Below are 19,897 nucleotides of genomic sequence, written 5' to 3'. Positions count from 1 at the left end.
GTGGCTTCGGCGACGACTGTACACCCTGCGGAACGTTTGTCCAGAACACAATTTCTGGTAGGTTCTCGAACGACGCAAAGGAGCGCACATGACCACCAGCACGACCACCGACTTCGCTGCCGCCCTCCGCCCGGGCCCCGACACCGTCGACCTGACGAACGACTTCACCGGCCGCACCGCGATCGTCACCGGGGGAGCGTCCGGGATCGGGAACGCGATCGCCCGGGCGCTCGCCGCACGCGGGGCACGGGTCGCGATCGTCGACGTCCGGGCCGACGGGGCAGTAGCTGCCGCGGCCGACCTGCCTGCGGCTGAACGGTCTGCGGCCGACCTGCCGGCTGCCGAGGCCCGCGTCCACGCCGGTTTCGGGTGCGACGTCACCGACGAGGCCTCCGTCGCCCGCACGATCGCCGCCGTCTCCGCGCACTTCGGTCGCATCGACGTCCTCGTCAACTGCGCCGGCATCGCCGCCCTCGCCCCCGCCGAGGACCTCGACGCCGCGACGTGGTCGAGGACCATCGACGTGAACCTCACCGGCACCCACCGGGTCGCCCAGGCCGCCGGGCGGCACATGCTCGCCGCGGGCTACGGCCGCATCGTGAACATCGCCTCGCAGGCCGCGCACGTCGGCATCGACGGTCACGCCGCCTACTGCGCGTCGAAGGCCGGCGTGATCGGGCTCACCCGCGTGCTCGCGCTCGAGTGGGGCGGCCGCGGGGTCACCGTCAACACGGTGTCCCCGACCGTGGTCCTGACCGACCTCGGCCGGGCGGCGTGGGCGAACGAGAAGGGCATCCGGCACCAGGACGAGATCCCGACCGGCCGCTTCGCCACCCCTGACGAGATCGCCGCCGCGGTGCTGTTCCTGGCGGGGGAGTCGAGCGCGATGGTGAACGGCGCCGACCTCCGCGTGGACGGCGGGTTCACGATCCGCTGAGGCGCGCCGGGACTACGATCGCCCCATGTCCGCCGAGAACCCTGCCGCCGAGGGTGCGCGGACCCGCTTCCCGCTCGACACCGTGTACCAGGCGGCGCGGATGTACTACCTCGAGGACGCCACGCAGGTCGAGATCGCCTCGCGTCTCGGGGTCTCGCGTCCCACGGTCTCGCGGCTCGTCGCCGAAGCACGCCGGGCCGGGCTCGTCCGCATCGAGGTCGTCGACCCGTTCCAGGACGAGACGGTCGCACTCGCCGAACGGCTGCAGGTCGTGCTCGGGATCCGTGCGGTGCACCTCGCCGCCGTGACGCACACCGCCACCCTCGGTGCCGATCTCGCCGCGCCGCTCGCCGCCGCGGTCGAGGGCATGGGGCTCGTCCCCGGCGACGCGGTCCTGATGTCGTCGGGGCGCACGGTGTACGACGTCGCGCACGCGGGCATGCCGCCGCTGGCCGGTGTCCAGCTCGTGCCGACGGTGGGCGGGCAGGCGGACCCGATGCCGTGGTTCCAGACGAACGAGATCACCCGGACGGCCGCCGAGCACTCCGGTGCCATCCCCGCGTTCCTCTTCGCCCAGGCGCTGCCGTCGCCCGCGATGCGCTCCTCGCTCGACGAGGACCCGGCGTTCCAGCACGTCGTGGGGCTCTGGGGTCGAGCGAAGGGTGCGATCCTCGGCATCGGCGCGCCGACCCCGACCCGTGACGCCCTCGCCCGTGGCGTCCCCGTCGAGGACGCCGTGTTCGACCAGGCAGCCGGCGACGTGTGCCTCAACTTCTACGCGGCGGACGGCTCTGCGATCGAGTTCCCGGGGAGCGACCGGATGGTGCGCACGTCCCGCGAGCTCCTGGCTGCCGTCCCGCACGCGGTCGGCGTGGCGGTCGGCGCGGCCAAGGTGCCGAGCATCGTCGGGGCGGTGCGCGGGGGACTCGTGAACGAGCTGGTGACGGACGCCGCGACGGCGCGCGCCGTGCTCGACGCGCTCGCCTGAGCGCGGCTCCGTCCGTCGCGCGCGTTCTTTCCCATAGCGCCTGCGGTAGGAAGCGGTTTCGCGCGTACCAGGCTGGTTCTTTCGGCCAGGTATGCACGTTTCGGCCACCCACGCGCGGATCGGCCCGGCACGTCGGCATGGGAGGCGCGGAGCGGGGCTGCGCCGTGCCTCCAGTCCGGTGGTGGCGTGCGTTCCTTCCCATCGCGCGTGCAGTGGGAAGCGCTTTCGCGCGCACCAGGCTGGTTCTTTCGGCCAGGTATGCACGTTTCGGCCTCCCACGCGCGGATCGGCCCACAGGGCGCGCGGCCCGGCACGGCGGGTCGGGACGGGAGGCGCGGTGCGGCTAGTGCGCGCGCCGCACGTCCCAGAGGTGGTGCACCGGGTCGTGCGCGTAGTAGGTGGCGAGCGTCGCGACCGTGAACGCGCTGCCGTCGGAGCGGAGGCCCGTGCGCGCGAGCTGGTCGTCCCGCACCTCGTCGAACGCGCGGGCCGCACGGTGCGCGGCCTCGCCGAGCTCCCGCGCCACGACGACCGGGTCCTGGTCGCCGTAGCGGTCCTCGACGGCGGTGGCGTCCTGGTCCCAGTTCGGGAACGTCGGAGCGTCCTCGGTGAGCATGAGCGCCAGCCGTTCCGCCATCTTCCGGTGCACGTCCCGGACGTGCGCGCCGTACTCGAGCGGCGACCAGGTCCGGTCGTCGGGGCGGTCGCGGACGTCCTCGCGGTCGAGCACCGCGGGCCATGCCGAGGTGTTCGCGTCGATGATCCCGGGGACGTCCCGGATCGACACCGTGCTGCCGTCGTACCCGCAGTCCGGGCACGCCGACTCGATGACCCAGGTCCAGTTCTTCGTCTCGGGTTCGATCGCCATGTCGCGATGTTATGGCCTCGTTACGGTTCGCTGCCGATCGCCACGAGCGCGCGGATCGGCCGTGTGCCCCGTCCGGGTGACACGCCGCTCCCTGTGAATCACCGGCCAATGACATTTCGGTCGCTCGGTAACGTCGCTCGCTGTTCCCGGGCCGGTACCCGTCGGCCCGCCGATCCTCGAGGAGAGATGCATGGGCTCCGATCCCAGCAGTACCCCGACCCGGCCCGGACGTCGCCTCCGCGTGAGCGACGTCACCGTGGTCGACAAGAGCATGATGCGCCGAGCCGTCAGCGGCATGGTCGTCGGCAACACCATGGAGTGGTACGACGTCGGTGTGTACGGCTACCTCGCCGTCACGATGGGGAAGGTCTTCCTGCCCACCGCCGAACCCTCCGTCCAGATCCTGTTCAGCCTCGGTGTCTTCGCCGCGACCTACATCGCACGTCCGCTCGGCGGCATCGTGTTCGGGCGGCTCGGTGACCGCATCGGCCGGCAGAAGGTGCTCGCGACGACGCTGATCATGATGGCGACGTCGACGTTCCTCATCGGTGCGTTGCCCGCGTACGCCACGATCGGGGTCTTCGCGCCGATCGTCCTCGTCGTGCTGAAGCTGGCGCAGGGGTTCTCGACCGGTGGTGAGTACGCCGGAGCGACCACGTTCGTGACGGAGTTCGCGCCGGACCGTCGCCGCGGGTTCTTCGCGAGCATCCTCGACTTCGGCAGCTACCTGGGCTTCGCGCTCGGTGCGACCGTCGTCTCGGTCCTGCAGCTGACCCTCGGCGACGAGGCGATGACCGCCTACGGCTGGCGCTTCCCGTTCCTCGCCGCCGGTGTGATCGGTGTCGTGGCGATCTGGTTCCGCCTGCGCATCGAGGAGTCCCCGGTGTTCCAGGCCACCCAGGCGGCGCAGGAGGCCGCGAGCGCCACCCGTGCCTCGTTCGACGGGGAACGCCCAGCGAACGTGTTCGTGATGGTCCGCGACCACTGGCGCCCGATCGTCATCGCCGTGATGCTCGTCGCGGCCTCGAACACCGTCGGCTACGCGCTGACGTCGTACATGCCGACGTACCTCACCGACTCGCTCGGCTACTCCGCGCTCGACGGCACCCTGCTGACGATCCCGGTGCTCCTGCTGCTCGCGGTCATGCTGCCGCTGACCGGCAAGCTGTCCGACACGCTCGGCCGCCGGGTGGTCATGTGGATCGGTGCGGCGACGACCGTGGTGCTCGTCGTCCCGGCGTTCCTGCTCATCGGGCACGGCGCGCAGTGGTCCACCCTCGCCGGCCTCGGGCTGCTCGCGCTCATGACGGCACTCTGGGTGTCGAACCAGGCGGCGTCGCTGCCGGCGCTCTTCCCGACGTCGACGCGGTACGGCGGCATGGGCTTCGCGTACAACATCGCCATCGCGGTGTTCGGCGGGACGACGCCCCTGATCGTGCAGGCGCTGCTCACGGCGACGGGCGACGAGCTCGCGCCGGCGTACTTCCTGATGGCGACGAGTGTCCTCGGTGCCGTCGGGGTGTTCTGCATGAAGGAGTCCTCGCGCCGCCCGCTGCCGGGCTCGATGCCGGCGGTGGAGACGGAGGACGAGGCCCGCGAGCTCGTGCTCACGCAGGACACGAACCCGAACCTGGACCTCGGCGACCTGCCGTTCGCTGCCGAGGATGCTGCACGTCGGGCACGCGAGGAGGCGCGTGCGGCGGAGTTGGCCGCGACGCGCTGAGGTCGGCTGCCGACTCGGAACGACGAGTCCGATGTCGTACGACGTCGGACTCGTCGTTCCGAGTCCGCCGCGCCACCCCGACCCACCCCGCCCCGCTCACTCGCGCCGGTGCTCCCCGGACGGGTCGAGCGCCGGCCACACCGGGAACGGGTCCGCCCAGCTCCGCCAGAGGTCCGGCCCGGCGAGCAGTTCCGGCGCCGTGAGCAACGCCCCGTCGAGCGCCCGTTCGATCGCGGCGACGTCGAGTGACTCGCCGACGAACCAGAGTGCCTGTCCGATCGGTGCGTCCTCGTCCCACGACGGGTTCGCCGTGGGGTCGAGCGCCAGCATCGCCCCGAGGCTCGACCACGCTCCGACGTGGTCGGGACGCGAGGCGAGCCGGAAGAACCCCTTCGACCGCAGGACGCGCCCGTGCACGCCGGCGGCGAGGTCGTGCTCGATCACCGCGGCCAGCCGTCCCGGGTGGAACGGCAGGGGCTCCCGGTACCGCAGCGCGACGAGGCCGTCGCCCGGGTCCCGACCCACGGAACCGGACAGCGCCCGCATCCACCCGGCCCCGGTCGCCAGCACCCGCGCCGCCCCGCCGTTCGACGCCGGCAGGTCCGCTGCGCTCCGGACGGAGGACACCGCGACGACCACGGCCTGCGGTGCGAGTCGGTGCAGCAGGGCGAGCAGGGCGCGACGACGTCCGACGGGCACGGGTTCGACACGGTCGAGGGCGATGACGGTGGCGTACTCCACGAGGGAGGCGACCCGGTCGGCGGCAACGAAGGCGTCGTCGACGTCGGACCAGAGCAGGTGCGCCACGTCGTCGGCGCGCAGCACGCTCACGACGTGCCGCAGGATCCGGTCGTCCCCGGTCTCGGACCGCGCGGCGTTCGCGAGCATCATCCCGACCGCCCGGGAGTCGGCGCCGGGCGGCAGGGTGACGACCAGCCCGTGGTCGGCGTCGGGACCGCAGACACGGTCGAGCTGCTCGGCGCGCTCGGCGATCGCGCGGGCGGCGGCGAACGCGCTCCCGCGGACGTGCATCCGGTGCCCCGTCGAGATCCGTGCGGCGACGCGGTCGGCGTCGACGTCGTGCAGGGCGGTGACGAGGGTGATGGCGGCGGGACGCATGTGGGCTAATGTACATGATCATCGTTCTCAACAAGAGGACGTCGTCGAAGGAGGCTCCGTGAAGGTCCGCAACTCGCTCAAGGCGCTCAAGAAGATCCCCGGCTCGCAGGTCGTCCGCCGCCGGGGTCGCGTCTACGTCATCAACAAGAAGAACCCGCGCTGGAACACCCGCCAGGGCTGACGTCACCGGCGTTCCGTAGGGTGGCTCCATGCGACTGCTGCTCATCCGCCACGGCCAGACCCCCGCGAACGTGAACGGCGTGCTCGACGCCGAGGTGCCCGGACCGGGCCTGACCGACCTCGGGCAGCAGCAGGCGGACGCACTCCCGGCCGCACTGGCCGACCGGGGCATCGAGCGGCTGTTCGTGTCGACGATGGTGCGGACGCAGCACACCGCCGCACCGCTCGCCGCGTCGCTCGGGCTCGAGCCGGTCGTCCTGCCGGGGCTCCGCGAGATCGAGGCCGGCGACACACAGGGCAAGCGCGACACCGTGTCCGTGCAGATGTACATCTCGACGGTGCACGGCTGGTCGGCGGGGGACCGCAGCACGCGGATGCCCGGTGCCGAGAGCGGTGACGAGTTCTTCGCGCGCTACGACGGCGCGGTCCGGCAGATCGAGGCCACCGGCGTCGACGTCGCGGCGGCCGTCAGCCACGGCGCGGCGATCCGCACGTGGGCGAGTGCCGTCGCCCAGAACACGCCCGACGAGTTCGGGACGCAGCGGCACCTCGAGAACACCGGGATCGTCGAGCTCGAGGGTTCGTTCGCCGACGGCTGGCGCCTGGTCGACTGGGAGGGCGAACCGGTCGGCGGCGAGCAGCTCATCGACCGGACGGCGCAGGACCCGACCGGCGAGCGGTTCTGAGCAGCGGTTCTGAGTAGCGGTTCCGGGCAGCGGGTCGCCGGACGCGACCCCGCAACGGACAGGAGGCGCGGTGCCAGCTGGCACCGCGCCTCCAGTCCGACCTGTCGGAGCGCCGACTACGCGAGCTGCGACGCGGACGTCAGCGGCACGATGACACCGTGCGACTCGCGCAGGACGTCGAGCGTGTGCTGCACCTCGTCGGCGCGCTCCTCGGGCGTCCACCCGAGGGCGCCGGCGAGCACGTCGGCCAGCTCGTCGAGCAGGTCGATCGTCACGCCGCCCACGAATGCGAGGTTCGTGCGCCGGAGCACCACGTCGACCAGGTGCACGGCCTGCTCGTGCTCGGCGAAGTACGCGACCTCGGCGCGGGTGAGCGCCGGGTCGGACTCGAGCGGCTGGACCGGACCGTCGACCAGGACGTCGACGACCTCGGCGGCACGGGTGCCGTAGCGCTCGAGCAGCCCCTCGACGACGGACTCGTCGAGGCCGTCGCGGTGCGCCGAGATCCACAGTGCGCGCTGCGCGTCGGTGGTCGGGAACTCCTTGCCACCGCCGATCGGCATGCCGGTGGTGTCGACGGTCCGGGTGACGCCGAGCTTCGTGGTGGCCTCGGTGGAGAGGTGCGCGGCGAGGGCGCGGAAGGTGGTCCACTTGCCGCCGACGAGCGACAGCACGGTGCTCTTCGGCAGTCCGGCGATGGGGGTGTCCACGATCCGGTAGTCACGGGAGACGAAGCCGGGGGCGGTGTCCTCGTGGCGGGGGAGCGGGCGGATGCCGGAGTAGCTGTAGACGATGTGGTCGCGGGTGACCTCGATCTGCGGGAACACGTGCTTGACGAGCCCGAAGAAGTAGTCGATCTCCTCGTCGGTGGTCGTGACCGGCTTCGACGGGTCGGCGTCGATGTCGGTGGTGCCGATCAAGACGCGGCCCTTGAGCGGGTAGATGAGGACGATGCGGCCGTCGTTGTTCTCGAAGAACAGCTCGCGTCCCTTGGTGGCCTCGAGCAGCTCGTCGTTCTGCACGACGATGTGCGAGCCCTTGGTGCCGCCCATGAACTTCGTCTCGCCACCGAACGCACCGTTCGTGAGGTCGGTCCAGGGACCGGAGGCGTTGATGACGACGTCGGCGGTGAAGACGAACTCGTCGCCGGTCTCGCGGTCACGCAGGACGACGCCGCCGTCGCGGGTGCCCGCGGCCTCGACGTAGTTCGTGGCGCGCGCGGTCGCGGCGGAGCCGGTGCCGGAGCCCGCGGCGATGCCGTCCTTGAGCACGTCGAGCGCCAGGCGCTCCGGCTCGTGCACCGACGCGTCGTAGTAGGTGCCCGTGTACTTGAGGTCCTTGTTCAGGGCCGGCATGTCCTCGAGCGCGGCCTTCTTCGTCCGGAAGACGTGCTTCGGCACGGAGCCGCCGTCGCGCGAGAAGGAGTCGTAGATCGTCATGCCGATCTTGATGAGCATCGCGCCGCGCTCCTTGGTGGAGCGCTGCTTGTGGGTGAGCATCCGCAGCGGGGCGTTCATGATGCCGGAGAACGTCGAGAAGATCGGCATCGTCGTCTGCAGCGGCTTGACGTAGTGGGGCGCGATCCGGATGAGGCCGTTGCGCTCCTGCACGCTCTCGCGGACGAGGCGGAACTCGCCGTTCTCGAGGTAGCGGATGCCGCCGTGGATCATGTGGCTCGACGCCGCGGAGGCGCCGGAGGCGTAGTCGCCGCGCTCGACGAGGGCGACGTCGACGCCCTGCAGTGCGAGGTCGCGGAAGGTGGCGATGCCGTTGATCCCGCCACCGACCACGAGGACCTGTGCGTTCGGGCGCTCCGTGAGCGCGTTCACCGTGTTCCGGGGCTGCGTCTTCTTCGACATGGTGCGTCGCTTCCTTGGTCGGTTCGTGGGGGGTTCGTCATCGATCGTGCGCCTGTGTGAGAGGTCGGGCAACTCACGTGCACGAACGTGCAGCACACCTGTAGTGACGGCCCGACACGGGGCCTGGAGGCGCGACAGGGGTTGCAGAGGCCGTGCACGTCCGTGCATGGTTGCGTTCGAGAGATCGGAGCACCATGAGCGATGCGGCTCAGCCCATGCGGACGCAGCAGGCGCTGCGTGCGGCGCACCTGTACTACCTGCAGGACCTCACGATGGACGCCATCGCCGACGAGCTGGCGACGTCGCGGTCCTCGGTCTCGCGGCTCCTGAAGTACGCCCGGGACACCGGGCTCGTCGACATCCAGATCCGCTCGCCGCTCGACCAGGCCGCCGCTCTGAGCCGCAGCATCCGGTCACGGTTCGGGGTGCACGCGCACGTCGTCCCGGTGCCGGACCACACGAGCGACGTGGACCGGCTCGAGCGCGTCGCCCTCTCCGCCGCCCGGATCCTCACCCAGTACGTCGAGTCGAACATGGTGATCGGGATCTCATGGGGCTCGACCGTGAGCGCCGTCAGCCGGTACCTCGTGCCGAAGACCACGCACGGGTCGACCGTCGTGCAGATCAACGGCGCCGCGAACACCCGGACGACGGGCATCGTCTACGCGTCCGAGATCCTCCGCCGGTTCGGTGAGGCGTACGGCGCGTTCGTGCAGCAGTTCCCGGTGCCCGCGTTCTTCGACGACCCGGCCACGAAGGAAGCCCTCTTCCGGGAGCGCTCGATCCGTCGCGTGCTCGACCTGCACGAGCGGATGGACCTCGTCGTGTTCGGCGTCGGTGCGCCCCAGGCGCCGGTGCCCTCGCACGTGTACTCCGGTGGCTACCTCGACCCGTCGGACCGCGACGAGCTGACGAAGGCCCAGGTCGTCGGCGACGTCTCGACCGTGTTCTACCGTGCCGACGGCTCGTGGAAGGACATCGGAGTCAACGCCCGTGCCGGGGCCCCGGACCTCGACACGATCAAGCGCGCGCCCCGCCGGGTGTGCGTCGTCGCCGGACGCTCGAAGGCCGCGTCGTTGCGGGGTGCCCTCGCGGCCGGCCTGATCACGGACCTCATCCTGGACGAGAGCGTCGGCCAGGCGATCCTGCAGCCCTGAGGTCCGGATTGTCGGTGGTGCGCCGTAGGTTCTCGGACATGATGCCCAGGACCGAGCCGCGCGCCGACGAACGGTACTTCCGACGCATCGTCGGCACCGACGTCGAGCAGGCGATCGCGTTCTTCAGCGGCGACTACGACTTCCGCTCACCCTCGGTTCGGCGCACCCACCAGCAGTCGCACTGGGACTTCGCCGGCGTCGGTGACTGCCGGATGTCGCTGCGGTCGTCGCGCTTCATGGTGGACCTGCGCAGCGACAGCCGCGTCGACGACGAGTTCCTCGTGGCGTGGATGCGCAGCGGGTCGAGCACCATCACGTACGACGGCGAGAGCCACGACCTGCAGCCCGGCGTCCCGGTCGTGCTGCCGTTCGCGGACACGTACGAACTCCACCATCGCGACATCGGCCTCAACCTCGTGCACCTCGACTCCGCGTTCCTGCGGGCGGTCGTCGGCGACGACGACTTCACGTTCGAACCGATGCGCCGTCCGACGGCCGAGGGGCTGCGTGCGTGGCAGTCGGTCGTCCGTGCGCACTCGTCCACCTGGCTCGACGTCGAGCACGACCTGGGCCCGACCGCCCGCCGGGACATCGCCGAGGCGTTCGCGCACGCAGCCGTCGCCGCGTTCCCGCAGCGCAGCAAGTGGCGGTCGACCGTGACCGGCAGCGGTCCGGAGCACGATCGGCTGCGCCGGGCGCTCGAGTTCGTGCACGAGCACGCGCGGGAGCCGATCGGCACCCCGGAGATCGCCGCCGCCGCCGGCCTCAGCCCGCGCGGGCTGCAGCAGTCCCTCCGTCGGCACCTCGACCAGACACCGGGCGACCTGCTCCGCAGCGTGCGGCTCGACGGCGCCCGCACCGACCTGGCGCACGGTGACCGCGACGAGATCTCGGTCGCGGACGTCGCCCGGGCATGGGGCTTCGGGCACCTCGGACGCTTCTCGGCGACCTACCGGGCCCGGTTCGGCGAGCTGCCGAGCGAAACCCTGCGGACGCACTGAGGCCGGGGCGCACGGACGGTCACCGTCGGTGCGCTGCCGTAGCGTGGCGGGATGGACACCGTCGTCGCCCTCCGATCCGCCCTCGCCGACCCGGACGGTGCCGTCGTCCGGACCGAGCCGGACGTGCTCGACGCGGCCCGGACCGACAAGTCCGGCTGGACCGCACCCGGCGGCCCCGTCGCGGTGGTCGAGGCACGGACGGTCGAGCACGTGCAGGCCACCCTCCGGACGTGTTCGGCGCTCGGAGTCCCGGTGGTCCCGCGCGGCGCCGGCACCGGCCTCGCCGGGGGCGCGAACGGCACCGCGGGGACGGTGGTCCTGAGCGTCGCGCGGATGGACCGGATCGTGTCGGTCTCCACGGAGGACGAGTACGCCGTCGTGGAGCCCGGCGTCCTGAACGGCGACCTGAACGGCGCGGTCGCCGAGCTGGGCCTCCGCTTCGCTCCGGACCCGGCCAGCGCCGCCATCGCGAGCGTCGGCGGCAACATCGCCACCAACGCCGGCGGCCTGCGCTGCGTGAAGTACGGCGTGACGCGCGAGGCCGTCCTCGGGCTCGACGTCGTGCTCGCCGACGGCCGACTCGTGTCCACCGGGCACCGCACCGTGAAGGGGGTCACCGGCCTGGACCTGACGGCGTTGCTCGTCGGCTCCGAGGGCACCCTCGGTGTGATCGTCGGCGCGACCGTGCGCCTCGTGCCGGTTCCGGCGGGGGAGTCGGCGACCCTGGCAGCGGTATACCCGGACGTGGAGCGCGCCGCGTCGGCCGCGGCCCTCGTCGTGACGGACGTGGCCCGCCCGTCGACGGTGGAACTGCTCGACCGGGCGGCGTTGGAGGGGATCGCAGCGTACCTCGGTCCGCAGGTCGTGACCGAGACGCTGGGGAGCACGGTAGCGGACGGGGTGTTCCTCCTCGTCGAGTGGGACGGGCCGGGTGCGGCCGAGGCAGCGCTGGCAGCTGTACCGGGCCTCCAGGCGGCCGGCGGCACCGTCCGACTGGCCGGGTCGACGGCGGAACGCGACCGCCTGCTGACGATCCGTCGTTCGTTCCACCCGGCCATGGAGGCGCGTGGCCGGGTGCTCATCGAGGACGTCGCGGTGCCGCGCAGCCGACTCGCCGAGATGTTCGCGCGGGTCGAGGCGATCGGCGTCGAGTACGGCATCGCGATCCCGACCGTGGCGCACGCCGGCGACGGTAACCTGCACCCGAACTTCGTCTTCGAGGGCGACGAGGTGCCCCCGCACGTGTGGGACGCGGCGGACGCGATGTTCCGTGCGGCGATCGAACTCGGTGGGACGCTCACGGGGGAGCACGGCGTCGGGGTGCTCAAGCGGCGGTGGATCGCTGACGAGTTGGGCGACGACGTGCTCGAGCTGCAGCGGGGCATCCGGCGGGTGTTCGACCCGGCGGGGATCTTGAACCCGGGCAAGGTGTTCTGACGGCCCTGCCGAATCTGATCGCATCGAACGGCATCTTCCTGCACAGATGTTCGGCGGAAATCCACCCGTAACGAACTTCGGCGCATCGTGGTGTGCAGACGAGCACCGCCCACGAAGGAGTCCGAGATGCTGATCGGCGTCCCCACCGAGATCAAGAACAACGAGTTCCGCGTCGCGGCCACCCCGGCCGGGGTCGCCGAGCTGGCGCTGCACGGCCACCAGGTCCTGGTGCAGGCCGGAGCGGGCGACGGGTCGTCCTTCCCGGACACCGAGTACGCCGCGGCCGGCGCCACGATCGTGCCGACCGCCGCCGACGTGTGGTCCCGTGCCGACCTCGTCCTCAAGGTGAAGGAGCCGGTGGCGTCGGAGTACGCCTCGATCTGCCCCGGACAGGTGCTCTTCACCTACCTGCACCTCGCGGCGGACCGCCCGCTGACCGATGCGCTCATCGGCTCCGGCGCGACCGCCATCGCGTACGAGACCGTGCAGCTGCCGGACCGGTCGCTGCCGCTGCTCTCCCCGATGTCCGAGATCGCCGGCCGGCTCTCCGCGCAGGTCGGCGCGAACCACCTCATGCGGACGAAGGGCGGCCGCGGGCTGCTGCTCGGTGGCGTCCCCGGCACCCCGAAGGGCCGCGTCGTCGTGATCGGCGGCGGCGTCGCGGGGGAGCACGCCGCGACGATGGCGCTCGGCATGGGCGCGGACGTCACCGTGTTCGACATCAGCCTGCCCCGCCTCCGTGCACTGGACGCCCGGTTCGACGGCCGGATCACGACGCTGCGGTCCTCCTCGCACGCCATCGCCTCGGCGCTGCAGGACGCCGACCTCGTCATCGGGTCGGTCCTCATCCCGGGGGCGTCGGCGCCGAAGCTCGTCACCGACGCGATGGTCGCCGACATGCAGCCCGGGTCCGTCCTCGTCGACATCGCGATCGACCAGGGCGGCTGCTTCGAGGGATCGCACCCGACCACCCACGACGACCCGACGTTCGCCGTGCACGACGCCGTCTACTACTGCGTGGCGAACATGCCCGGCGCGGTGCCCCGCACCTCGACGATCTCGCTGACGAACGCGACGCTGCCGTACGCCGTGGCGATCGCGAACCAGGGCTGGGAGGCGGCGACGGCTGCGGACCCGGCGCTCGCCCTCGGGGTGAACGTGCACGCGGGGCAGGTCGTGAACGCGGCGGTGGCCGCCGCGCACGGGCTGACGCCGGCCGCGCGGTAGCGGCGGCGGCGGCCGTGGCGCCGGCTGCGGCCCGCCCGGCTGCGCCGAGCTTCGGCTCGGCGGACACCGTGCGGCCTGCGGCCGCCGCGCACTGTCCGCGGGGGCGAGTCTCGGCCCCAGCGACACGTCGCGGGGTCGCGCGCCCGAGGAGTGTCGCTGACCCCGAGACTCGCGGCAGCGCCGCCGGCTCGCGGGCCCGCCGGCCCGCCCGGCTGCGCCAGCGCGCGCCGAGCCTCGGCTCGGCGGACACCGTGCGGCCTCCGGCCGCCGCGCGCTGTCCGCGGGGCCGAGTCTCGGCCCCAGCGACACGTCGCGGGGTCGCGCGCCCGTGGAACGTCGCTGACCCCGAGACTTGCGGCAGCGCCGTCGGCCGGCCGGGCCGCCCGGCTGCTCCGCGCTTCGGCTGGGCGGACACCGTGCGGCCTCCGGCCGCCGCGCACTGTCCGCGGGGCCGAGTCTCGGCCCCAGCGACACGTCGCGGGGTCGCGCGCCCGAGGAGTGTCGCTGGCCGCGAGACTCGCGGCAGCGCCGTCGGCCCGCGGGCCCGCGGGCCCGCGGGCCGACGGGCCCGCCCGGCTGCGCCGAGCTTCGGCTCGGCGGACACCGCTCGGCCTGCGGCCGCCGCGCACTGTCCGCGGGGCCGAGTCTCGGCCCCAGCGACACGTCGCGTGGCTGAGCGCCCGAGGAACGTCGCTGACCCCGAGACTCGGGCCGCGACCGGCCGAGACTCGGGGCTGCGCCGGCAGCGCCGGCTACGCCGCCACGGGCCGCCCGGCAGGCGCCTCGCGCCACCCGGCCCGCGCCCGCACCACGAGCGTCACGACGACCGCGGCAGCCGCGGACACCACCGCCGCGACCGCGGTCGGCGTCGACACCAGGGGCCCGTCGAGGCGCGCGACCGCGACCCACGCCAGACCCCACGCCAGGGACGCGGCGGGCGCCAGGCGCCCCCGACCCCACACGGCGAGCAGGACCCCGACGAGGCCGGCCACGACCGCGACGAGCACACCCCAGACGTCCTGGCCGAGCCCGAAGCCCCGGAAACCCGCGGCCGTGAGCACCGCGGCGGTGTTCGCCGCCGTCGCCACGCACACCCACCCGAGGTAGAGCCCGAACGTGCCGTCGGTCACGACGGCCTCGACGACGCCGGACGGCCGGGAGCGACGCAGGAGCGCGAACGTCCAGATCAACACGACGAGCAGTGCAACGATGATCGGCTCGCTGAGCCACAGGAACCCGAACTGCACGGACAGGATCCACGCGGCGTTGAGCAACAGCGACAGCACGACGGGCACGGTCAGGCGGTCGTGCCGGTCGTCGTCAGCGGTGCGGAAGCACTGCCGGATCGCGTACGCGAGGAGCCCGACGTAGATCACGCTCCAGATCGAGAAGGCCGGTCCGTCCGGCGCGATCGCGGTCGACGACGCCGACAGTGCTCCGCCCGCCGCGTCCTGGATCGGCGTGCCGCCCGCCGCTCCGGAGCCCACGAACGCCCCGACGACCGCGACGACGGCGCTGACCGCCACGGCGATGCGCTTCCAGATCCTCTTCATGACCGTTCCTTTCGTCAGCATGCTGATGACCTGCACCGTAGGCGCCTGGCCGCGCCCGGCGCGCAGCGCACGTCCAGCCAGCGGGGGACGGGCGGACGGGAGGCGCGGCGCGGGCCCGCCACGCGCCTCCCGTCCGTCACGGCGGCGGCTGCGTACGGTGGTGCCGTGACCGTCGAACTCAACACCGTCTACGTCGACCGGATCGCCCCGATCGCGAGTCCGTCGCTCGACGACACCTTCCGGATGCTCGAGGACCAGGGCGCCAGCGCGTGCATCGTGCTGCACCAGCCCAACGCCCAGGAGCTCGGCGACGTCGCGGTCGCGCTCGGCCTGCACGAGCTCGCGGTCGAGGACTCCGCGGAGGGGCACCAGCGGCCGAAGCTCGAGCGCTACGGCACGACCCTGTTCGTGGTCCTGAAGCCGGCGCTGTACAACGACCGGGCGGAGGAGGTCGAGTTCGGCGAGGTGCACGCCTTCGTCGGGGAGGACTTCTTCCTCGCCGTCGTGCAGGCCGATCCGCGCGGTGCGCAGAACGTGCCACGGGCCCTCCAGCGGATGAGCGGCAAGCCGGGGCTCGTGACGGTGGGTCCGCAGGCGCAGCTCTGGGCGCTGATGGACTCGATCGTCGACGGCTACGTGCCGGTGATCGACGGTCTCGAGGAGGACATCAACCAGATCGAGGACCAGCTGTTCGCGGGCGAGGCCGGGGTGTCTCGACGCATCTACGAGTTGTTCGGCGAGGTCGTCGACTTCCAGCGGGCCGCACGACCCCTCGTGTACATGATCGAGAACCTGCACCGGGGTGCCGAGAAGTACCACCTGCCGGTCGAGATGCAGCGTCGTTTCCGGGACGTCCTCGACCACGCGATCCGCACGGTCGAGCGCCTGGACACCTTCCGGCAGCTGCTGCAGAACGCGCTGACGGTCGACTCGACCCTCGCGGCCCAGAAGCAGAACGACGACACGAAGAAGATCTCCGGGTGGGCGGCGATCCTCTTCGCACCGACGCTCGTCGCGGCGATCTACGGCATGAACTTCACCCACATGCCCGAACTGCAGTGGCCGTTGGGCTACCCGCTGGCGATCGTGGCGATGGTGGTGTTCGCGGCGGCCCTCTACGTGGTGTTCAAGGTCAAGCGCTGGTTCTGAGCGGTCGACGCCCGCGTGCACCGCTCCGCGCGTCGACTTGCTGGGAGCGCTCCCAGACTGCCACGATCTCCGGGACCACCGCCGCCTGCGCCGCCGCCGACTGGAGAACCGATGCCCGACGAGATCGTCCACCTCACCGCCGGGGGCGTGTCCCTCGTGCTCGACTGCCGCGACCGGGCACTCCCGGCGATCGTGCACTGGGGTGCGGCGCTCGGCGACCTCGACCAGGTCGAGCTGCGCGCCGTCGCCGACGCCGACGTGATGCCGGTGGCGAACAACGAAGCCGACGTCCCGGTCCGGGTCGCGATCCTGCCCGAGCCGCACCGTGGCTGGACCGGTCGGCCGGGGCTGTCCGGGCACCGCGACGGTCGGGACTGGTCCCCGGCCTTCACCGTGACCGCCCTCGACGTCACCGCCGACTCCGTCACCGCCAGCGCGGCGGACCGCACCGCGGGTCTGGAGGTCCGGATCACGGTCGAGATGCTCGCGTCGGGACTCGTCCGGACCCGTGCCGCCGTGACGAACACCGCCGACGGTCCGTACACGGTCGACGACCTCACCGTGGCGTTCCCGGTGCCGTCCCACGCGCGCGAGGTCCTCGACTTCGCCGGCCGCTGGGGCAAGGAACGCGCGCCGCAGCGACGCGAGCTCGTCGTCGGCACGCACGAGCGCGAGGGACGCAAGGGACGGACCGGAGCCGACGCCGCGACGGTCCTCAGCGTCGGGACCCCGGGCTTCGGCTTCGCCCGCGGCGAGGTGTGGGGCGTGCACACGGCGTGGAGCGGCAACCACCGTCACGTCGCCGAGCGTCTCGCCACCGGGCGCCAGGTCGTCGGCGGCGGCGAGCTGCTGCTGCCCGGCGAGGTCCGGCTCGAGCGCGGCGCGACGTACGAGGGCCCGTGGGTCTTCGCCGCCTACGGTGACGGACTCGACGACCAGGCCCGCCGCTTCCACCGCTGGCTCCGCAGCCGACCGCAGCACCCGACCACGCCGCGTCCGACCACCCTGAACGTCTGGGAGGCGGTGTACTTCGACCACGACCTCGCACGCCTGACCGACCTCGCCGAACGTGCCGCCCGGCTCGGCGTCGAGCGGTACGTCCTGGACGACGGCTGGTTCCGCGGCCGTCGCGACGACCACGCCGGACTCGGCGACTGGTACGTCGACGAGGACGTCTGGCCCGACGGCCTCGGCCCGATCGTCGACCGGGTGCGCGAGCTCGGCATGCAGTTCGGCCTGTGGTTCGAGCCCGAGATGGTCAACGAGGACAGCGACCTCGCCCGCGCCCACCCGGAGTGGATCATGCAGGCCGACGGCCGCCTGCCGGTCCGTTCCCGTGACCAGCAGGTGCTCAACCTGTCGATCCCGGAGGCCTTCTCGTACCTGCTCGAACGGATGACGGCGATCATCGGCGAGTACGGCGTCGAGTACGTCAAGTGGGACCACAACCGCGACCTCGTCGAGGCCGGCACCCCGGGCGGCGGCGCGGCCGTGCACGAGCAGACGCTCGCCGCCTACCGGCTCATGGCAACGCTCAAGGACCGCTTCCCCGGACTCGAGATCGAGTCGTGCTCGTCGGGTGGCGCACGCGTCGACCTCGGCGTGCTCGAGCACACCGACCGGGTGTGGGTGTCGGACGACATCGACCCCCTCGAGCGGCAGCAGATGCACCGCTGGACCCAGCAACTGCTGCCGCCGGAGATGCTCGGCTCGCACGTCGCGAGCGGGCGGAACCACACCACCGGCAGGGTGCACGACCTGGCGTTCCGTGCGGGGACGGCGATCGTCGGGCACTTCGGCGTCGAGTGGGACCTCGCCCAGGCGACCCCGGCCGAGGAGACCGCGCTCGCCGAGTGGATCGCGCTGTACCGGGAGTGGCGCCCGCTGCTGCACGGCGGTGACCTCGTGCGGGTCGACGAGGTGGACGACACCCGCCTCGTGTACGGGACGGTCGCGCCGGACAAGCGGCAGGCGCTGTTCTTCTTCGCGAGCGTCGGGCGGTCCGAGGTGTCGGGGACCGGACGGATCACGTTCCGCGACCTCGACCCCGACACGGCGTACCGGGTCGACCCAGTGGTCATCGGGTCCGGCGACGAGCTCGTCGCGCCGGCCTGGTGGAGCGGCGACCGGGTGTTCCCCGGGAGCGCGCTGGGACGGGCCGGCCTGCAGCCGCCGCTCGTCCCGGCGGACTGCGTGGTGCCCTTCCGGCTGACGGCGGTCTGAGCGCGGTGACGGCCGGCAGCGCTCCGGCCGCGGTGACGGCCGGCGGCGCTGCGGCCGCGGTGACGGCCGGCGGCGCTGCGGCCGCGGTGACGGCCGGCGGCGCTCCGGCCGCGACGGAGCCGTTAGGCTTCCCGATATGCCGCACACCGGACACGCGACACGAACGACCCCCGTCTGGGCACTGAAACTCGCCGTCGTGACCGGCCTCGTCGGCGTCGCGGGTGGGGTCGCCGGCGTCTCGGTGTGGCTCGCACTGCAGCTCATCCAGTTCGTCGCGTTCGGGTACCCGTTCGGCGGCCACCTCGAGGCATCGGACGCCCCGTCCGCGTTGAACCGCTTCCTGGCGCTCGTCGCGGCGGGCGTCCTGACCGGTGTCGCCTGGTGGGCACTGCGCCGCTGGGGGCGGCCGGTCGTGTCCGTCCCCGCTGCCGTCGGCGGGAAGCGGATGCCCGCGCTGGCGACGGTCGCGAACGCCGGCGTGCAGATCCTGGCCGTCGGCCTCGGCGCGTCCATCGGCAAGGAGGTCGCACCACGGGAGATCGGCGCCTGGCTGTCGCAGCTCGTCACCGCCCGGGCCGGCCTGACCGGGCGCGAGACGAAGATCCTCGTCGCCTGCGGTGCCGCCGCCGGTCTCGCCGCCGTCTACGACGTGCCGCTGGGCGGGGCGCTCTTCGCCGTCGAGGTCCTGCTCGGCGAACTCACCTTCGCGACCGCGCTGCCGGCCTTCGCGACGAGCGCGATCGCGGCGTTGGTCGCCCGGTCGGTCATCCCGGACGAGGTGCTGTACCACGTGCCCGCGACGCACCTGTCGCCGTCGCTGCTCGTCTGGGCTGTGATCGTCGGACCGGTCCTGGGGTTCGCGGGTGTCGGCTTCGTGAAGCTGACCAACCGGCTGCAGGGTCTCGCGCCGAAGGGCTGGCACCTGCTCGTGGTGCTGCCGGTCGTCTTCGCCATGGTCGGACTCATCGCGGTGCCGTTCCCCGAGATCCTCGGCAACGGTCGTGCGCTCGGCCTGGTGGCGATGAACGCGTCCCTCGACGCCGGCTCGGTCGCCGGGCTGTCCCCGATCCTGTTCCTCCTCGTCCTGGGCGTCATCCGGACCATCACGACCTCGGCCACCATCGGCGCCGGTGCCGTGGGCGGCACGCTCACCCCGTCCATCGCGATCGGGTCGGCCGTCGGCGGTGGCCTCGGCGGCCTCTGGCTCCTGCTCTGGCCGGCCGACGGTCCGGGGCTCACCGCGTTCGCGTTCATCGGCGCCGCGGCGTTCCTCGCCACGACGATGCGCGCCCCGTTCACCGCCCTCGTGCTCGTGGTCGAGTTCACGCAGCAGGGCACGGACATCCTCATCCCGTCCCTCCTGGCCGTCTCGGGCTCCGTCGCGGTCGGCTACGTGCTCGCCCGTCGGCGCAGCGCCCAGATGGTCTGAACGGGTCGACTGAACAGTTCGTCACGATCGGGCACGCATCGTGGCCGTCAGGCCTACCATCGGCTGCACGACGGGGCGCCGGGCTCCGGACCGAGGTGAGGAGCAGGCGATGGCGGGGTTCGACGACATCACGAAGAAGGCCCAGGACTTCCTGAAGGACGGGAAGGTCCAGGACGCCCTGAAGAGCGAGAAGGCCGAGGGCATCAGCGACAAGGTGCTCGACGGGGTCGCCGACGCCGTGAAGAAGGCGACGGGCGGCAAGTTCGACGACAAGATCGACGGCGCACGCGACGCAGCCGACAAGCAGGTCGGCAACGAGTAGTCGTCCGGCACGAACGGCCGCGGACCGTGTGGTCCGGGG

17 protein-coding genes are annotated in these 19,897 nt (G+C 72.4%); 13 read left to right on the top strand and 4 right to left on the bottom strand.

Translation table 11 applies throughout. The features are described 5' to 3' along the window. Positions 1 to 88: 88 nt before the first annotated feature. Complete coding sequence (locus ACRQ4B_RS15550) at positions 89 to 937, top strand: GolD/DthD family dehydrogenase (protein ID WP_439692296.1); 849 nt, start codon at positions 89 to 91, stop codon at positions 935 to 937. Positions 938 to 962: 25 nt separating this feature from the next. After that, on the top strand, positions 963 to 1,925 hold the full coding sequence (locus ACRQ4B_RS15545; RefSeq protein WP_439692295.1) for a sugar-binding transcriptional regulator: 963 nt from the start codon (positions 963 to 965) through the stop codon (positions 1,923 to 1,925). Positions 1,926 to 2,268: 343 nt separating this feature from the next. On the opposite strand, the gene ACRQ4B_RS15540 is transcribed toward ACRQ4B_RS15545, so the two are convergent. Further along, positions 2,269 to 2,793: a DinB family protein gene (locus ACRQ4B_RS15540; protein WP_439692294.1), complete on the bottom strand. Its 525-nt coding sequence runs from the start codon at positions 2,791 to 2,793 to the stop codon at positions 2,269 to 2,271. A gap of 190 nt (positions 2,794 to 2,983) precedes the next feature. Between ACRQ4B_RS15540 and ACRQ4B_RS15535 the strand changes: the two genes are divergently transcribed. Continuing rightward, positions 2,984 to 4,516 (top strand): MFS transporter, encoded by a 1,533-nt coding sequence (locus ACRQ4B_RS15535; RefSeq protein ID WP_439692293.1) that lies wholly within the window; start codon positions 2,984 to 2,986, stop codon positions 4,514 to 4,516. 96 nt (positions 4,517 to 4,612) lie between these two features. On the opposite strand, the gene ACRQ4B_RS15530 is transcribed toward ACRQ4B_RS15535, so the two are convergent. Beyond that, positions 4,613 to 5,635: a GTP-binding protein gene (locus ACRQ4B_RS15530; RefSeq protein ID WP_439692292.1), complete on the bottom strand. Its 1,023-nt coding sequence runs from the start codon at positions 5,633 to 5,635 to the stop codon at positions 4,613 to 4,615. A gap of 58 nt (positions 5,636 to 5,693) precedes the next feature. On the opposite strand from ACRQ4B_RS15530, the gene ykgO reads away from it, so the two are divergent. Together ykgO and ACRQ4B_RS15520 are read left to right on the top strand one after the other, a co-directional pair. Beyond that, positions 5,694 to 5,816 (top strand): type B 50S ribosomal protein L36, encoded by a 123-nt coding sequence (gene ykgO, locus ACRQ4B_RS15525; protein WP_017888460.1) that lies wholly within the window; start codon positions 5,694 to 5,696, stop codon positions 5,814 to 5,816. Positions 5,817 to 5,844: 28 nt separating this feature from the next. After that, a complete protein-coding gene (locus ACRQ4B_RS15520) occupies positions 5,845 to 6,501 on the top strand; it encodes a histidine phosphatase family protein (RefSeq protein ID WP_439692291.1) in 657 nt (218 codons plus the stop codon). 116 nt (positions 6,502 to 6,617) lie between these two features. Here the strand turns inward: ACRQ4B_RS15520 and ACRQ4B_RS15515 are convergent, their stop codons facing one another. After that, on the bottom strand, positions 6,618 to 8,360 hold the full coding sequence (locus ACRQ4B_RS15515) for an FAD-dependent oxidoreductase (protein ID WP_439692290.1): 1,743 nt from the start codon (positions 8,358 to 8,360) through the stop codon (positions 6,618 to 6,620). Positions 8,361 to 8,554: 194 nt separating this feature from the next. On the opposite strand from ACRQ4B_RS15515, the gene ACRQ4B_RS15510 reads away from it, so the two are divergent. The 4 genes from ACRQ4B_RS15510 (at position 8,555) to ald (ending at position 13,182) form a co-directional block, all read left to right on the top strand. Then, entirely contained in the window at positions 8,555 to 9,517 is a 963-nt protein-coding gene (locus ACRQ4B_RS15510; protein ID WP_439692289.1) for a sugar-binding transcriptional regulator, read from the top strand. A 38-nt stretch (positions 9,518 to 9,555) separates the two neighbouring features. Continuing rightward, positions 9,556 to 10,518 carry a helix-turn-helix domain-containing protein gene (locus ACRQ4B_RS15505; RefSeq protein WP_439692288.1) on the top strand — a complete coding sequence of 321 codons (963 nt, stop codon included), beginning with the start codon at positions 9,556 to 9,558 and terminating at the stop codon, positions 10,516 to 10,518. 51 nt (positions 10,519 to 10,569) lie between these two features. Continuing rightward, the gene (locus ACRQ4B_RS15500; protein WP_439692287.1) at positions 10,570 to 11,955 is read left to right on the top strand and encodes an FAD-binding oxidoreductase; all 1,386 of its coding nucleotides are present in this window, start codon (positions 10,570 to 10,572) and stop codon (positions 11,953 to 11,955) included. A gap of 126 nt (positions 11,956 to 12,081) precedes the next feature. After that, entirely contained in the window at positions 12,082 to 13,182 is a 1,101-nt protein-coding gene (ald, locus tag ACRQ4B_RS15495; protein WP_439692286.1) for an alanine dehydrogenase, read from the top strand. A gap of 752 nt (positions 13,183 to 13,934) precedes the next feature. Here ald and ACRQ4B_RS15490 read toward each other — a convergent pair. Then, the gene (locus ACRQ4B_RS15490; protein ID WP_439692285.1) at positions 13,935 to 14,735 is read right to left on the bottom strand and encodes a tryptophan-rich sensory protein; all 801 of its coding nucleotides are present in this window, start codon (positions 14,733 to 14,735) and stop codon (positions 13,935 to 13,937) included. 165 nt (positions 14,736 to 14,900) lie between these two features. Here ACRQ4B_RS15490 and ACRQ4B_RS15485 point away from each other — a divergent pair, with 165 nt between their 5' ends. The 4 genes from ACRQ4B_RS15485 to ACRQ4B_RS15470 all read left to right on the top strand — a co-directional run bounded on the left by ACRQ4B_RS15485 (position 14,901) and on the right by ACRQ4B_RS15470 (position 19,858). Beyond that, on the top strand, positions 14,901 to 15,884 hold the full coding sequence (locus ACRQ4B_RS15485) for a magnesium and cobalt transport protein CorA (protein WP_439692284.1): 984 nt from the start codon (positions 14,901 to 14,903) through the stop codon (positions 15,882 to 15,884). A gap of 111 nt (positions 15,885 to 15,995) precedes the next feature. After that, entirely contained in the window at positions 15,996 to 18,107 is a 2,112-nt protein-coding gene (locus ACRQ4B_RS15480; protein WP_439692283.1) for an alpha-galactosidase, read from the top strand. Positions 18,108 to 18,243: 136 nt separating this feature from the next. Beyond that, positions 18,244 to 19,536 (top strand): chloride channel protein, encoded by a 1,293-nt coding sequence (locus ACRQ4B_RS15475; protein WP_439692282.1) that lies wholly within the window; start codon positions 18,244 to 18,246, stop codon positions 19,534 to 19,536. 109 nt (positions 19,537 to 19,645) lie between these two features. Then, positions 19,646 to 19,858, top strand: coding sequence for an Rv0909 family putative TA system antitoxin (locus ACRQ4B_RS15470; protein ID WP_439692281.1), 213 nt, complete (start codon positions 19,646 to 19,648; stop codon positions 19,856 to 19,858). The last annotated feature ends 39 nt before the right edge of the window (positions 19,859 to 19,897 follow it).

Source organism: Curtobacterium sp. SP.BCo (assembly GCF_051903265.1).
Classification (GTDB): domain Bacteria; phylum Actinomycetota; class Actinomycetes; order Actinomycetales; family Microbacteriaceae; genus Curtobacterium.
The sequence above is the reverse complement of the archived record's forward strand: the minus strand, read 5'-3'. Positions and strand labels throughout refer to the sequence as shown.

Excerpts from the sequence above, each read along its gene's own strand:
- ACRQ4B_RS15475 (WP_439692282.1), top strand. The coding sequence starts at position 18,244 with ATGCCGCACACCGGACACGCGACACGAACGACCCCCGTCTGGGCACTG.
- ACRQ4B_RS15515 (WP_439692290.1), bottom strand. The coding sequence starts at position 8,360 with ATGTCGAAGAAGACGCAGCCCCGGAACACGGTGAACGCGCTCACGGAG.
- ACRQ4B_RS15530 (WP_439692292.1), bottom strand. The coding sequence starts at position 5,635 with ATGCGTCCCGCCGCCATCACCCTCGTCACCGCCCTGCACGACGTCGAC.
- ald (WP_439692286.1), top strand. The coding sequence starts at position 12,082 with ATGCTGATCGGCGTCCCCACCGAGATCAAGAACAACGAGTTCCGCGTC.
- ACRQ4B_RS15510 (WP_439692289.1), top strand. The coding sequence starts at position 8,555 with ATGAGCGATGCGGCTCAGCCCATGCGGACGCAGCAGGCGCTGCGTGCG.
- ACRQ4B_RS15470 (WP_439692281.1), top strand. The coding sequence starts at position 19,646 with ATGGCGGGGTTCGACGACATCACGAAGAAGGCCCAGGACTTCCTGAAG.
- ACRQ4B_RS15520 (WP_439692291.1), top strand. The coding sequence starts at position 5,845 with ATGCGACTGCTGCTCATCCGCCACGGCCAGACCCCCGCGAACGTGAAC.
- ACRQ4B_RS15500 (WP_439692287.1), top strand. The coding sequence starts at position 10,570 with ATGGACACCGTCGTCGCCCTCCGATCCGCCCTCGCCGACCCGGACGGT.
- ACRQ4B_RS15480 (WP_439692283.1), top strand. The coding sequence starts at position 15,996 with ATGCCCGACGAGATCGTCCACCTCACCGCCGGGGGCGTGTCCCTCGTG.
- ACRQ4B_RS15535 (WP_439692293.1), top strand. The coding sequence starts at position 2,984 with ATGGGCTCCGATCCCAGCAGTACCCCGACCCGGCCCGGACGTCGCCTC.
- ACRQ4B_RS15505 (WP_439692288.1), top strand. The coding sequence starts at position 9,556 with ATGATGCCCAGGACCGAGCCGCGCGCCGACGAACGGTACTTCCGACGC.
- ACRQ4B_RS15545 (WP_439692295.1), top strand. The coding sequence starts at position 963 with ATGTCCGCCGAGAACCCTGCCGCCGAGGGTGCGCGGACCCGCTTCCCG.
- ACRQ4B_RS15540 (WP_439692294.1), bottom strand. The coding sequence starts at position 2,793 with ATGGCGATCGAACCCGAGACGAAGAACTGGACCTGGGTCATCGAGTCG.
- ACRQ4B_RS15550 (WP_439692296.1), top strand. The coding sequence starts at position 89 with ATGACCACCAGCACGACCACCGACTTCGCTGCCGCCCTCCGCCCGGGC.
- ACRQ4B_RS15490 (WP_439692285.1), bottom strand. The coding sequence starts at position 14,735 with ATGAAGAGGATCTGGAAGCGCATCGCCGTGGCGGTCAGCGCCGTCGTC.